Source organism: Congregibacter sp., from assembly GCF_045107095.1.
Lineage (GTDB): Bacteria > Pseudomonadota > Gammaproteobacteria > Pseudomonadales > Halieaceae > Congregibacter.
This window is the reverse complement of record NZ_JBGCFU010000121.1, coordinates 14,654-27,735: the sequence shown is the minus strand read 5'-3', so window position 1 is coordinate 27,735 and position 13,082 is coordinate 14,654. Positions and strand designations below refer to the sequence as shown.

At 55.3% G+C, this 13,082-nt stretch carries 12 protein-coding genes; 7 read left to right on the top strand and 5 right to left on the bottom strand.

Annotation, left to right across the window (positions count from 1 at the left end; all coding sequences use genetic code 11):
• Positions 1 to 128: 128 nt before the first annotated feature.
• Entirely contained in the window at positions 129 to 1,127 is a 999-nt protein-coding gene (locus AB8B76_RS14610) for a HupE/UreJ family protein (RefSeq protein ID WP_405273598.1), read from the top strand.
• Positions 1,128 to 1,197: 70 nt separating this feature from the next.
• The gene (locus AB8B76_RS14605) at positions 1,198 to 3,117 is read left to right on the top strand and encodes a DUF3604 domain-containing protein (RefSeq protein WP_405273597.1); all 1,920 of its coding nucleotides are present in this window, start codon (positions 1,198 to 1,200) and stop codon (positions 3,115 to 3,117) included.
• 7 nt (positions 3,118 to 3,124) lie between these two features.
• Here the strand turns inward: AB8B76_RS14605 and AB8B76_RS14600 are convergent, their stop codons facing one another.
• From AB8B76_RS14600 to AB8B76_RS14585, 4 genes are all read right to left on the bottom strand, one after another.
• On the bottom strand, positions 3,125 to 3,628 hold the full coding sequence (locus AB8B76_RS14600) for a DUF4124 domain-containing protein (RefSeq protein WP_405273596.1): 504 nt from the start codon (positions 3,626 to 3,628) through the stop codon (positions 3,125 to 3,127).
• Positions 3,629 to 4,222: 594 nt separating this feature from the next.
• Positions 4,223 to 6,409, bottom strand: a complete 2,187-nt coding sequence (locus tag AB8B76_RS14595) for a carbohydrate-binding family V/XII (RefSeq protein ID WP_405273595.1) — start codon at positions 6,407 to 6,409, stop codon at positions 4,223 to 4,225.
• A gap of 39 nt (positions 6,410 to 6,448) precedes the next feature.
• Complete coding sequence (locus AB8B76_RS14590; RefSeq protein ID WP_405273594.1) at positions 6,449 to 8,005, bottom strand: arylsulfatase; 1,557 nt, start codon at positions 8,003 to 8,005, stop codon at positions 6,449 to 6,451.
• An 84-nt stretch (positions 8,006 to 8,089) separates the two neighbouring features.
• A complete protein-coding gene (locus AB8B76_RS14585) occupies positions 8,090 to 8,497 on the bottom strand; it encodes a hypothetical protein (protein ID WP_405273593.1) in 408 nt (135 codons plus the stop codon).
• A 252-nt stretch (positions 8,498 to 8,749) separates the two neighbouring features.
• Between AB8B76_RS14585 and AB8B76_RS14580 the strand changes: the two genes are divergently transcribed.
• From AB8B76_RS14580 to AB8B76_RS14560, 5 genes are read left to right on the top strand one after another with little or no spacing between them, the layout of a single operon-like run.
• Positions 8,750 to 9,304, top strand: a complete 555-nt coding sequence (locus tag AB8B76_RS14580) for a nuclear transport factor 2 family protein (RefSeq protein WP_405273592.1) — start codon at positions 8,750 to 8,752, stop codon at positions 9,302 to 9,304.
• A 1-nt stretch (position 9,305) separates the two neighbouring features.
• Positions 9,306 to 9,878: an acyl-CoA thioesterase gene (locus tag AB8B76_RS14575; protein ID WP_405273591.1), complete on the top strand. Its 573-nt coding sequence runs from the start codon at positions 9,306 to 9,308 to the stop codon at positions 9,876 to 9,878.
• 4 nt (positions 9,879 to 9,882) lie between these two features.
• Positions 9,883 to 10,071, top strand: coding sequence for a CPXCG motif-containing cysteine-rich protein (locus AB8B76_RS14570; RefSeq protein ID WP_405273590.1), 189 nt, complete (start codon positions 9,883 to 9,885; stop codon positions 10,069 to 10,071).
• Positions 10,068 to 11,276, top strand: a complete 1,209-nt coding sequence (locus AB8B76_RS14565) for an NAD(P)/FAD-dependent oxidoreductase (RefSeq protein WP_405273589.1) — start codon at positions 10,068 to 10,070, stop codon at positions 11,274 to 11,276. Before AB8B76_RS14570 ends, AB8B76_RS14565 begins: the two co-directional genes overlap by 4 nt.
• On the top strand, positions 11,273 to 12,235 hold the full coding sequence (locus AB8B76_RS14560; RefSeq protein ID WP_405273588.1) for a nucleoside hydrolase: 963 nt from the start codon (positions 11,273 to 11,275) through the stop codon (positions 12,233 to 12,235). The genes AB8B76_RS14565 and AB8B76_RS14560 overlap by 4 nt, the downstream gene beginning before the upstream one ends.
• Here AB8B76_RS14560 and AB8B76_RS14555 read toward each other — a convergent pair.
• Positions 12,221 to 13,063, bottom strand: coding sequence for a 2OG-Fe(II) oxygenase family protein (locus tag AB8B76_RS14555; RefSeq protein WP_405273587.1), 843 nt, complete (start codon positions 13,061 to 13,063; stop codon positions 12,221 to 12,223). The two genes, AB8B76_RS14560 and AB8B76_RS14555, sit on opposite strands and share 15 nt — an antisense overlap.
• Positions 13,064 to 13,082 lie beyond the last annotated feature (19 nt).

Here is a 13,082-nt window from a genome sequence, read left to right as displayed (position 1 = left end):
AAGACTAACAAAGCAAAAAGGTAGCGTCTTCCTGCAAGCGTCTTTGAGACTCCTAAGCTGACGCTAAGCCCTCAAGCCGCTAAACTCGCCGACCAAGATCCGTTTTGGCCATGCGTAATGAAGATAATATGAAGACAATTTCGGCGCAGCTGCTGACAATCATTCTCTTGCTTCTCAGCCAAGCTGCGAGCGCGGATATCTTCCGACCAGCCTATCTGGAGTTATCGCAATCTGATACCGAGCGTTACAGCGTACTGTGGCGCGTGCCTGCGCTGCCGGATAACCGCAGACTGGCCGCGCGAGTTATCTTTCCCGAAAACGTGGAACGCGCGGTTGAATCACGAAGCGCCATCATCAACAACGCCTGGGAAGAACGCTTTGAGATTGTCGCCACCGGTGGGCTCATCGACCAGCAAATCACTATTGACGGGATTCTCGGGGGCGCGACCGATGTCATCGTGCGCATCGAGCGTATGGATGGCACAACCCAACTCGAACGCCTGCAGCCCGCTGAGCCCGTATTCACCGTAACAGCGTCACCCGGCCCGGGAGAAGTGGCGGTGGCCTACTTTGTCCTCGGCGTCGAGCACATCCTCGGTGGTATCGATCACCTCCTGTTTGTCCTCGCCCTACTATTACTGGTGGGAAGCCTTCGCCGTCTGGTACTCACCGTCACCGCTTTTACCGTAGCGCACTCCATTACGCTGGTTTGCGCCACTCTGGGCTGGATCAGTCTGCCGGGGCCACCCGTGGAAGCGGTCATTGCTCTGTCCATCGTGTTTGTTGCCGCTGAGGTAATCCATGAGCAGCAAGGACGCTCGTCTATTACCGCTCGCGCTCCGTGGATCGTAGCTTTCGGCTTTGGTCTCTTACACGGTTTAGGCTTTGCGGGAGCACTGCAGGAAGTAGGTTTGCCCGAGACCGCTATTCCCGTGGCTCTGCTGATGTTCAATGTAGGCGTAGAGGCAGGACAACTGTTGTTTGTCGCTGGCGTCGTTATTGTCGGCACGTTGCTGGGTCGCATAAGCCGTGTACCATCAAGGCTAGTGAAGCGCACAGTAAGTTATGGAATTGGCAGCGTCGCTGCGTTTTGGACCATCGAGCGGGTCGCTGCATTCGTGCAATAGCGGAGGTCGAATGGCCTCCGCAATAATAAAAATAACGGCAGTCTAGCGCCGCCGATAAGGGGAACACCGCATGCTTCGTAAAATTCCAGGAGCCCGCCAGGGAATGCTCGCGCTCTTTGTCTGCAACGCGACGCTCATGACCACAGCTCCGCAACTTAGCGCCGCCGAGGTACAAGAACCCTACTCCCCGTACGTGGATTCCAGCCCCCAACGGCAGGTCTATTTTGGCGATACGCACGTGCACACCGGCCTGTCTGCGGACGCAGGGGGCTCGGGCACACGATTAATGCCAGAAGATGCTTACCGCTTCGCTCGCGGTGAAGAAGTGCGCTCAAACACTGGCCAGCCGGTAAAGTTAAAACGGCCCTATGACTTTTTTATGATCACAGACCACTCCGATGGCATGGGTTTGATCAGTGATTTATTGGAAGGCACACCCAATGTCATGGCTGATCCCTCGGGTCGCAGCTATCACGAAGATTTCAACGCGGGAGGAAAGCAGGCGGCTGACGCGATGTACCGCTTAATCGCGCAATTCTCCCAAGGAGAGACACCGCCGGCACTTCTTTACCAACCAGGGGTTCCTGCTTACCGCCACGTATGGGAACGGCTGGTTGCGGCGGCTGAAGAGTTTAACGATCCGGGGAAGTTCACGACATTTATCGCCTACGAGTGGACCTCACTCGTGAAAGGGAACAACCTTCATCGCAACGTGATTTTTAGAGACAACGCAGATAAAGCGCTGGAAGTTGTGCCATTCACCATGATGCCGCCGGTGGGCAGTCAGGATCCTAAAGACCTATGGGCATGGATGGCTGCCTATGAAGAAGAGACCGGAGGTGACGTCACAGCGATTCCGCATAACGGCAACCTATCCAACGGCATGATGTTTCCCCTTCGGGATGACTTCGAGGATGGCAAAGAACTGGACGCAGCCTATGCGAAGAGCCGAATGACCTGGGAGCGGATCTATGAAGTCACCCAGTTCAAAGGCGACGGCGAGGCCCACCCACTGCTCTCCCCCGACGATGAATTCGCGGACTTCGAAACCTGGGACTACGGGAATCTCGATGTGTCTGAGGCGAAAACTGACGCCATGTTACCGGGCGAATATGCACGCTCGGGGCTTCTGCGAGGCCTGCAGCTACAACAAACCATGGGTGTGAACCCCTACCAGTTTGGTTTCGAAGGCGCCACGGATACCCACACGGGTCTATCGGCTCCTAGCGAAGACAACTTTTTCTCCAAGTTCACCACCACCGAACCAAGTCCGGAGCGTATGTCTCACCCTGGAAAAACCAATCCGGATCTGGGCATCGAGGGTTTTAGCGGCGCTATGTACAACGCTGCAGGCGTTACCGCGGTCTGGGCTGACGAGAACAGCCGAACCGCAATCTTTGATGCTATGGAACGTCGAGAGACCTATGCAACTACCGGCCCGCGTATCGCGCTGCGCTTTTTTGGCGGCTGGAATTTCGAAGCGAGCGACGCTCAGGCCCCGGACCTCGCACAACGAGGCTACGCCGCTGGAGTGCCTATGGGTAGTGAGATGTCCCGAGCTGGTGATGGAGCTCCGCGCTTCTTAATCTCTGCGCTGCGTGACCCCATGGGCGCAAACCTGGATCGCGTTCAGGTTGTGAAAGGCTGGGTAAACGCCGACGGCGAAGCCAAAGAGAAGGTGTACAACGTCGCCTGGTCTGATGACCGCGCCCTTGATAATGCAGGCAACCTGCCCAGCGTTGGGAACACCGTTGACCTGAGCGTACCAAGTTGGAGCAATAGCATAGGCGCAGGGGAGTTATCCACTGTGTGGCAAGACCCGGACTTTAATGCTGCAGAAGCGGCATTTTATTACGTGCGAGTGCTGGAAATCCCAACACCCCGCTGGACGGCCTATGACGCAGTGCGTTTTGGAGTCGCCGCACCCGAAGGGGTGCCGTTGATCACTCAGGAGCGAGCCTACAGCTCACCAATTTGGTATACGCCCTAGACAGTTGCTAGCGCCGCCCCGAAACGATGGGCCGCATTAGCTGTGAGTTGCCAGGCTGCATAACAGACCAGCCCGGCGCGCCATAGGGTTCAGGGGTAGGTTTAGGGCGAACAGGCCTCCCCGGGCGAATAGGTGGTCGCGGCCGCACGGGCTGCCCGTACCCGGGCCAGTAACTGTTCTGCCAGCTAGTGGTCATGGAGCCCGTCGCCGGTTGAGGTGTGCTCGGGGTCACAACCGCTGTCTGCTGTAAGTCGCGCATTTCCGCTCGATGCTTCTCGCGTTCGCGCCGGTCGCTCGCCATCCGGTCCGTGGTGTCGCGCATCTCCGCCAAACGCTCCTCAAGAACGCCATCCTCGGCGGGTGGAGCCACATCAATGGTCATCACTTCCGCGGGTCCGGATTCGGGAGGACTATCACTATAGGTAGTCACACCGTCTTCCACTGTTTTGTAGACCGTTTGGGCCAGAAGTGGGGTCGACAGCAAAAGAATGAGTATCAGCAGTTTCTTCATAGTCTGAGTATAGGACAGCTACTGCTCAATCCAAGGGATGCTCCATGCTATGGTTTTCAGCATCTAAGATAGGGATACCACGGCTAAGAAAATGGATTCGTCAATTTTGCTAATCGTGGTGGGGGCTACGATCGTTTTCATCGGCCTGCTTGCCTACAAAGCCCTCTGGTTCGTCCGCAAAATCAACGAAGAACCCGAGGCATCAGAAACCAAGCAAGCGCAGCCAGCCGAAAACACAAACCCTGCTACAGCATTTGCAGCAGAGCCAAGGTCAGACCAGCAACAACAATAGTCAGCGCCAGACGGCGCAACAGCGCCTCTCGATCAAAGCCATGAGAGCTACGCATTGCGGAGTACCCCCAGCAAAGAAGTGTGTTTTCCAGCTCTCAATATCGGTCCGGAGACCAATAAAAATGCTGAAGAATCATTAAGTTGTCGGATATAAGCGTTAAACACGAGACGAAAATCTGAGGTGGTTTACAGTGTGTATACGCCAGCACTGAGCCACAGGATTACCGGCCGAAACTCTCTGTCTAGGTATTGGACTTGGGTCACACAACCCAAGTCCAGTTCGTGAACGCTCTTTAACGCGTCTTAACGTCTTCTTCCCCGGCGCGCGCGCTCTCTGGAACCGCCCATATTGCGCGCACGATGAGCGCGATCCATCTGAGAGCGATTAAAACTGCTGCTACTGCTTCGGTTGCTGTTTCGCTGTGCCGATAAGTCACGCGAAGTAGACGGCAACGTGCTTGCTCGGTTACCAAGGTTTTCCGCTTTATTGCTGGTCCCGCCAGCCGCAGTCTGGCGATTCCACTGCCCTTTGTCACGAGTCTCCCAGCCATTGTCCACGCGGCGGGCGACGTTACCGTCTCTGTCCGCAAACACGTTGTTAGCCCTCTGTGTTGCGGGTCGAGCTTGCTTCAACTGGTCGCGCTGGCGCTTGCTCGCCACACGATCCCGATTTTCCGGGCGCTGATAGAGGTTTTTGTTGCCGCCGCGATCACCGATGGACAAATTGTTATCGCCGATGCGATTGCTGATATCGGTGCGATTTCCTATGTTGATGTTGTTGCCAATATTGATGTCACCGGTATTGATAATCGTTGGGCCTCGGTAGCCCCCGCCATACCAGCCTCCGCAACATCCCCACGGTCGATAGGCACCACCCCAGCCGCCGCCCCAGCTCATACCAATAGTCATAAAGCCGTTGCTCCAGCTCATACCAAAGTTCCAGCCAGTCCATGGGTTATACCCCACGTGGAGCCCCCAGGTGGGAGGACGGGGATAGTAGTAACGGCCCCAATAGGGAGGGTAGTACCAACCCGTTCCGTAGACGGGTACCCCGTAATAAGGGAATGACCACATATAACCGGGTGTATAGCCCACATAGACAACTTCGGGTGTGGACTCGTAAACGTGAACATGGGTGACGTTATAGACGGGTGAACTAGGGGGAATCTTCGCGATCTCATCCTCGGGCACAGAATCTGCCACCGCCCATGGGCCGGTGGGGGTCGCTGACATAAACCAGACACCGTCATCCACCGCATAGTAGCTGTTGTCAATACGCAGCACCTGCGCTCCGGTGTTCACCGCATAAGCGACAGATGTACCCTTGATACTCTCGAACTTGGGATTCCCGTCGTACTCCACGGTCAACTTCGCGTCCGAGCGAACAATCGCCGCTGTCTGGGGTATAGCGGCGTCGAGCATAGCCTGCTCGGCTTCATCGGTACCCGCTACGGAACTGCGGAGTCCTCCAATATCTGAGTCCGGGGGAATCTCAGCAAATGCTGGGGGCAATTCATTGGCCGGAACAAAGGTCCAGGGGCCCTCAGATGACTTGGAGCGGTACCACCGCCCGGACAACAAAATGTACATGTTGCCGGTAGGAAGATCGCGGAGCCACGGCGTTTCCGTGTTCTGCACGTACAAGATTTCTCCGCCGGTCAAGGACTGCCAGTCAGGCTTACCATCGGTAACAACCAGCTCCGTAGGCTTTGTGGCGGCGACAATCGCAGGTGCCCTACCCGCTCCCTCAGCAGCATCCATCGCACCACCTTCCGCTACCGCTTTCGCCAGATCCGCAGGGGGCTTAGTCGTTAGTACCCAGGGGCCCAGTGGATCTTCAGCTGTGTACCAGTGACTCCCGTCGCTCAGGAACAGAGCGCCGGACTTTTCCTTGGCAACCAGGAAGGGCGTATTCAGCGCCCGTTCGTAAGGAGAATCTTTCACAGGCTCAAAGCGAGGCTCGCCGTCATACATGAGCAATACCGCAAGCTCTTCGGAAAACAGAATGATTGGAGGATCGCTTTTCAGCGCCTCCAGACTCTTCCGCTCGATGTCTGCCGTCTCCAACGATGCAGACAAACGCTCGTAGCTCAAGCTAAAGCCGTAGTCAGGAAACGCTCCCTGAACCACCTGCATCAAACGCTGCTCTCCCGCATCCTTGGAGTCAGGCCAGGCGGCTTTGGTCACTTTGATATCCAGAACATCCACGGTGCCGGCGTCCAGATCCGTCGCGATACGCGATTCGAACCACATAGCGCCAAACATGGGCTCGTCTTTATTGGGCAACTCGATAGAGATTGCAGCTCGCGCGCTAAGCTTGTCGCCTTTTAAGGATTCGGGCTGGGGCTGGTAAATCACCAACGTGCCCTCATCACCTTTGATTTCCTGAGGCCAGGAAAGCTCCTGCGCCCCGACGGCAAGCGACGCAAAGGTCGCTAACAAAGCAAGAGGCAGCGTCAGAGCCGCGATCAGAAATTTATGTAGCCGCATGATGTCTGCCTCTGAAGTCTTCGCTTATTGGTGCTGATCTTATTGAGGTTTAGCTTGGTAGAGAGATTCCATAATCTGATCCACCGTAAAGGTACCGGGGCGCTGTCTGGGCGGAAACGCCTGCAAAGAGCGCACGAACTGGGTAACGGCTACGCGTGCCATACCCGCGGCCGGCGCGACTTTGTGATCCCACCAGACATTGTAGCTATTGGAGTCGGTGTCCGCGCGTTCAAAGGGGTCACGACGCAAGTGGAACACCTTGGGAATACGCAAAGTCACAAAGGGATCGCGCCAGACATCGAATCGCTTCGAACGCTGCTCTGCGAATACCGTCTTCCAGTCCCCTATGCGCGCCGAGACCAAAACCCCATCATCACTGAAGTAGAAGAATTCCCGACGGGGTGTCTCCGTAACCTCGCCCGTTAGATACGGCAAAAAGTCATAGCCGTCCAGGTGCACCTTAAAATTCTTGCCCGCAGCGCGATGTCCTTCTTTGAGCTTAGCCGCAATCCCATCCTCGCCGGCGGCCGCCATGAGTGTAGGTACCCAATCCATGTGCGACATCACTTTATTACTGATTTGATTGGGCGCGATTTTACCGGGCCAGCGCACCATAGCTGGCACTCGAAAGCCCCCCTCCCAATTCGTGTTCTTTTCACCGCGGAACGGCGTTATGCCGGCATCGGGCCATTGGTTGTAATGCGGCCCATTGTCCGTCGAATAAACCACGATAGTGTTGTCGCTGATACCCAACTCATCGAGCTTGGCCAGCAATTGACCCACGTGTCCGTCGTGCTCGACCATGGCATCGTTGTAAAAACCCTGTCCGGAGGCGCCTAGTTGCTCGTCTTTCACGTGCGTGTAGTAATGCATCCGGGTTGAGTTAAACCACACGAAAAATGGCGTGTCATCTTTGTGCGCTTTGTCGATGAACTTGAGCGCCTCGCCCAGAAATTCCTCGTCCACAGTTTCCATGCGCTTCTTGGTCAGTGGGCCTGAATCCTCAATTTGCCCGTCCGCAGATGATCGAATTACACCGCGAGGGCTGAACAACTGGTTAAACATGGGATCTTTGGGCCAATCCGGATCTTCAGGGTTCTCTTCGGCATTCAGGTGATACAAATTGCCAAAAAACTCATCAAAACCGTGATTTGTCGGGAGAAACTCGTCCTTGTCCCCAAGGTGATTCTTGCCAAACTGCCCGCTTGTATATCCCAATGGCTGTAAAAGCTCGGCCAGGGTCGGGTCTTCGGGTTGGATGCCAATGTCTGACCCGGGTATACCGACTTTGGTCAGGCCCGTGCGCACAGGATGCTGTCCGGTAATGAACGCAGAGCGCCCGGCGGTGCAGCTTTGCTCACCGTAATAGTCAGTAAAAACCATGCCCTCATTAGCAATGCGATCGATATTCGGGGTCTGATACCCCATCTGCCCCATGCTGTAACGGCTGAGATTCCAGATGCCGATGTCATCCCCCCATATCACCAAAATGTTGGGGCGATCGGCAGCGCCTGCGGTGCTTACAAAGCACAGCAGCGCCACTGCGAGGCTTAGCGCCCGAGTGAAAGCTCGAGAAAGGGAATTCTTGCGTGGCATGTCAGGTCCTCAAAACATTATGTTTGTAAGAGAACCTTATACCAACTTACCCAGAAGAATCACCGTTAAATCTGAGAATGCGCCTTACTTGCCCAGAGACCATAGCTGGTCGTGATCACGCATAAGATACAGCGCAATGCACGCCGCAAACATTGGCCATGCCGCAAAAAACAGCAGATTGTTAAAGGCATCGACATACTGAGCCCAGGAGGAGAGCGTAGAACCGGCGTGCAGTAGCATCACCAAACCATAGGTCAGGCGCTTCTTGAGTCCAAGAACAAACGCGATTACCAGTATCAACTGCAAACCACCCAGCACCATAAACACCGTCGGTGATAATCCGTCAACACCATAAAAGTGTTCAAAGACTCGGCCGCTGTGCTCTGGGTTCACGAACTTATCCATAGTCCAGACAAACATGACCAGAAAAACGCTCAATCGCAGTAGCAGTAGCGACAACTCAAGATGTCGCGGAGCTGTAGTAGTGGACATTGTTTTGACCTTAACTTTGAGAATGAGCGAACTTGGAGTGCACAACCTCCTCAAAGTTTTGCCAACTAATGCCCATATTGTGAACAGATCTATCGTAGCGGTCTGGCGTGAGTAACTCTGCAGAAAAACACAGCAGTGCTACGTACTGTCGCAACAAAAACTGGAGACTTCATGAGGGGTTTTCCTAACAGGAGATAAAGCCTATGTTGGCGGGGTATTTCCTTCGCACATGAGCCGGAACAGGATTCCCCTATGCAAATTCGATTCAAAGCCCACGCTGTTTTGCTTACACAATGCTTCTTCCTCGCCGTTTTTTCCTTGCACTCCTTGCAGAGCACTGCTGACGAGATGGCGAAAGAAGCCATAAACGGATTGCTCAATGATTTTCACCAGGCAGCAGCCGAAGCGGACAAAGAGCGCTATTTGGGCTATTTCAGCGCCGACGGCGTATTCATGGGTACCGATGACTGGGAGCGCTGGCCGTTACCGGAATTCACTGATTATGTGGGAGAGCGCTTTTCCGGCGGCACCGGATGGACCTATGTTTCCGAGGAACGCTTCATCACCATGGGCCCCATGGGAGCGAGTGCGTGGTTCGATGAAATCATGGTGTCAAAGCGCTGGGGCCGCTTTCGCGGCACGGGCGTACTGCTGAAGGAAAACGGCGTTTGGAAAATCGCCCACTACTCATTAACCGCTTTAGTCCCCAACGAACGTTTTGCTGATGTTGCGGAAGTAGCAACGGAAGGCTTTCAGGCTCGAGAAGCTGATCCTTCGGAAGAAAGCAAAGACGAGAAGGAGAATTAATATGACGGGCGCGCAAGCGAGTGATGGCCACACTGTCAGCTACTCTCAAACCACGATCACCGAGCTGATGATCCCTGCCTACGCTAACTTTGGCGGCAAGATACACGGCGGCACACTGCTCTCGCTAATGGACAAGGTCGCTTACGTCTGCGCCAGCAAACACGCAGGCAATTACTGCGTCACAGTGTCTGTAGACAACGTGCATTTTTTGGCCCCAGTAGAGGTCGGCGATCTTGTTTCACTAATGGCATCGGTGAACTATGTAGGATCAAGTTCCATCGTAGTAGGCATCAAAGTTGTCGCAGAAAACGTGCAAACCGCCACGGTAAAACACACAAACACCTCGTACTTCACCATGGTTGCCAAGAGTGATGGCAGTGAGAAGGCCGTGGTGCCTCCGCTCATTCTGCAAAGCGTCGAACATATCCGCCGCTTCGCCGGTGCACTAAGACGGCGTCGTTTACGTAGCTATATGAACGAACGCATGGATGAGTACAAAAAGGATTTTGTGGTGGATGAAGAAACCCGTGCCTTCCTGGCCAATGAACGCTGCGTGATTCGCCTCGAGAGCTGAGCCCATGGAACTCCAGGAATCCCAGGTGTACTGCCCCTATTGTGGCGAACCCCTCTCCATACTGTTGGATAGTGGCGACAGCGATGCCGAATACATCGAAGACTGCCAGGTGTGCTGCCAGCCTATGGTCGTGAGCCTCATGGGCCAGGCCGACGGCAGTCTGGACGTCAGCGTACGCCGGGAAGACGAATGACAAAACGGCGAGTAGTGATTGTGGGTGGTGGCTTCGCGGGGCTTGCCTGTGCCAATGGACTGGATTGCGATCAGTTTTCAGTAACGCTCATTGATCAAAAATCCAGCTTCGAGTTCCTCCCAAACATCCACGAGCTTATCTCCGGGGTTAAAAAGCCTGGCCAACTGAGACTCTCCCTCCGCGCTAACCTCAAGGCACGCGGCCATCGCTTTGAGCATGGCACCGTTACTGAACTAGATCCTCAGACGCGGCGCGTAAGCGTCGATTCGGGAAAGCATTTTGAAGCTGATTATCTGGTCGTCGCGCTAGGTAGTGCAGATGCCAGTTATGGTGTCTCTGGGGTAGCCCAGCATAGCTACGGTTTTAAATCTGTCGAGCAGTGCAAAGCTATCCAACAGCGCCTGAAAAACCTGGGCAGGGATGGCGGCAGAGTCGTGATCATTGGTGGAGGACTCGAAGGTATTGAGGCTTTGGGCGAAGTGCTTCGCCGCTACCGGCAGCAATCTTTGGACATCAGTCTGGTGGAAGCGCGCCCAAGGCTACTACCCGAAGGTCCGCAAGCCGTCGGTGAACTCATTGCCCGGCACAGCAGCGAGTGCAACGTGGACCTTGTTACCTCGGACCCGGTGCAACGCATTACTCCGAAGACTGTTCAGCTATCCAGCGGCCGGAAACTTCGATCGGACCTGACCATCTGGACCGGTGGCCCAGCGCCCCCAAGCTTGCTCGCTGAATCCGGCCTTGCAGAACCAAAGGCTTGGGCCCCGGTAGATAGCACTCTGGCCCACCCAGGATATTCCAAGGTATTCGTGGCGGGCGACGCTGCGGAACTCGCTAAACCGATCAGCAAGCAGGCTTACCATGCTCTTGACATGGGTCGCTGTATCGCTGAGAACATTAAGCGTAGCGAGAACAAGAAAAGCCTTCGACGTTACAAACCCACTGATAAACCCACGCTGCTGGCCTTTGGGGATCTCGATAGCGTGCTGATAAGCGATCGACTCACGCTCGCTGGCCCACCCTTGGCTGCAGCGAAAGAAACCGTGTTCGCCGCCGTGATGGCGCAACTGGATGTTCGTGCGCCCAGAGTCAAACTTGATGCTGCCCTGGGCCGAGGTAAGCAAGCGGCGGAGCAGTTACTATGGCCGTCGCTCAGCAACTGGCGAGCACTAAAAAAACAGACAAAGGTCCGGAAACTTTCATGAAACGCGTGATTTTTGACACCGACATCGGCATCGACGATGCCATGGCTTTACTTTTTTTGCACTATGCACCGGGCCTGCGTATCGAGGCGATCACCACCGTTTCGGGCAATGCCAGTATTGCGAACACAACACGCAACGCCTGCTACGTAAGAGAACGCTTTGGCATTGATGCCCGCGTGTTCCGCGGAGCGTCAGGCCCTATTGGTCCTGCCCTTGGTAACGGCCATCCCGATTTTGTTCATGGAAAAAACGGCTTGGGCGATATCGAATTCTCTACGCCACTACAAGACGCCGAACTGCAATCTGCTGCAGAAGCTATCGTTGAATTAGCAGAAGCCTATCCGGGCGAGATAACGGTCGTCGCGGTAGGACGGATGAGCAATGTCGCGAAGGCTTTGGATCTGTGCCCACGACTTCCGGAACTGCTAAAAGAGGTGGTGATCATGGGGGGCGTATTTATGCGCCGCGGTCATCAGGGCAATGTCTCCCCCGTGGCGGAAGCGAATATGGCGGGAGATCCCACCGCAGCAGACCAGGTGCTTGGCAGTGGCTTGGAAGTCACCGTGGTAGGTTTAGACGTCACAGAAGAAACCGTGATGGACGAAGCGTTTGTCGAAGCCTTACGCACCCAGGCCGGTGATGCAGGGAGCTTTATTCACGACATCACGCGCTTCTACTTCGACTTCTACGAAGGCATTAACGGCGAGCGAAGCTGCCCAATTCACGACTCCAGTGCTGTGGCCTATCTCCTCGCCCCAGAGCACTATCAGGTAGAGGAAGGACCGACTCGCGTAGTCTGCGAGGGCGTGGCGATGGGCCAGACAATTCTTGGGTTACATCCCGAGCGTTACGAGAGTGGTGCCTGGCTAGGGCGGCCGAGCTGCCGCATTTGCACCGCCGTAGACGCCGATGCCGTGAAAAAGCTCTACCTCGAAACACTGTCTCTAGCGGGCCAGTAGGTCCAGACGTTCGCGAAGATAAGTGCCAGCCGTATGCTTCTCTGACAACTGAATGTCGAGATCGGGAGCAATAAAGTAAGGCATCGAGATACGTGACAGATTACTGGACCCGCCCGTGGGATTTATCACGCGATGCGAAGTAGAGGGCAGCTGTCGTCCCGACGCTTCTTGCAACATATCACCAGAATTCACAATGACGTCGCCCGGCACGCCGGGTACATCAGTCCACTTCCCATCACGCCCCAGCACCTGTAATCCAGGCTCTGCAGATACCGGCAGCAAGGTGATCAAATTAATGTCCTCATGCGCAGCCGCACGCACCGCATCCGGGGGTTCATCGCCCTTTAAGGGCGGATAGTGGAGAATTCTAAGAAGGCTGTCTGCGGGTGAGATGCTCTCGGCTAGCTGCCCCCGCAGACCCGCCGACAGCGCGCTTCCGCAGTGAATATCCAGCCAACCCAAAAGCAGTCGCCCCAAAGCCTGAGCTTCGATCAGGTGGGACTCCGCATCATTCGCCAAACCCGCCGGCAAGATAGTGTCCGGCACAATATGGAAGAACTCTTTGAGGTCTTTAACATCGTGGCCCACGGCGGTTTCCGACACATCGGGCGGAATGTAACCGCTGGTGTTACCTGACGGAGTTTCCTCCGCCAAGTGCTTCCACTTCTCTTCACTAAAGAAAAAGCCTCGCCAATCGTCCGCCATTCGCGCCATGCGCTGCGCGTCCAAAGGCGGGTTTCGCAACACGGCAAAACCCGTTCGTTTAAGCGTCTCGACAAAGGCCATCTCGGCCTCGGCGCTGCGCATGTCTACTACTGCGACGGTCATGAATCAGCGGTCCTCCTAC

Bases quoted from the DNA above. Each gene is read 5' to 3' on its own strand.
- AB8B76_RS14600 (WP_405273596.1), bottom strand. From the start codon at position 3,628: ATGAAGAAACTGCTGATACTCATTCTTTTGCTGTCGACCCCACTTCTG.
- AB8B76_RS14590 (WP_405273594.1), bottom strand. From the start codon at position 8,005: ATGCCACGCAAGAATTCCCTTTCTCGAGCTTTCACTCGGGCGCTAAGC.
- AB8B76_RS14560 (WP_405273588.1), top strand. From the start codon at position 11,273: ATGAAACGCGTGATTTTTGACACCGACATCGGCATCGACGATGCCATG.
- AB8B76_RS14595 (WP_405273595.1), bottom strand. From the start codon at position 6,409: ATGCGGCTACATAAATTTCTGATCGCGGCTCTGACGCTGCCTCTTGCT.
- AB8B76_RS14570 (WP_405273590.1), top strand. From the start codon at position 9,883: ATGGAACTCCAGGAATCCCAGGTGTACTGCCCCTATTGTGGCGAACCC.
- AB8B76_RS14610 (WP_405273598.1), top strand. From the start codon at position 129: ATGAAGACAATTTCGGCGCAGCTGCTGACAATCATTCTCTTGCTTCTC.
- AB8B76_RS14605 (WP_405273597.1), top strand. From the start codon at position 1,198: ATGCTTCGTAAAATTCCAGGAGCCCGCCAGGGAATGCTCGCGCTCTTT.
- AB8B76_RS14565 (WP_405273589.1), top strand. From the start codon at position 10,068: ATGACAAAACGGCGAGTAGTGATTGTGGGTGGTGGCTTCGCGGGGCTT.
- AB8B76_RS14555 (WP_405273587.1), bottom strand. From the start codon at position 13,063: ATGACCGTCGCAGTAGTAGACATGCGCAGCGCCGAGGCCGAGATGGCC.
- AB8B76_RS14585 (WP_405273593.1), bottom strand. From the start codon at position 8,497: ATGTCCACTACTACAGCTCCGCGACATCTTGAGTTGTCGCTACTGCTA.
- AB8B76_RS14580 (WP_405273592.1), top strand. From the start codon at position 8,750: ATGCAAATTCGATTCAAAGCCCACGCTGTTTTGCTTACACAATGCTTC.
- AB8B76_RS14575 (WP_405273591.1), top strand. From the start codon at position 9,306: ATGACGGGCGCGCAAGCGAGTGATGGCCACACTGTCAGCTACTCTCAA.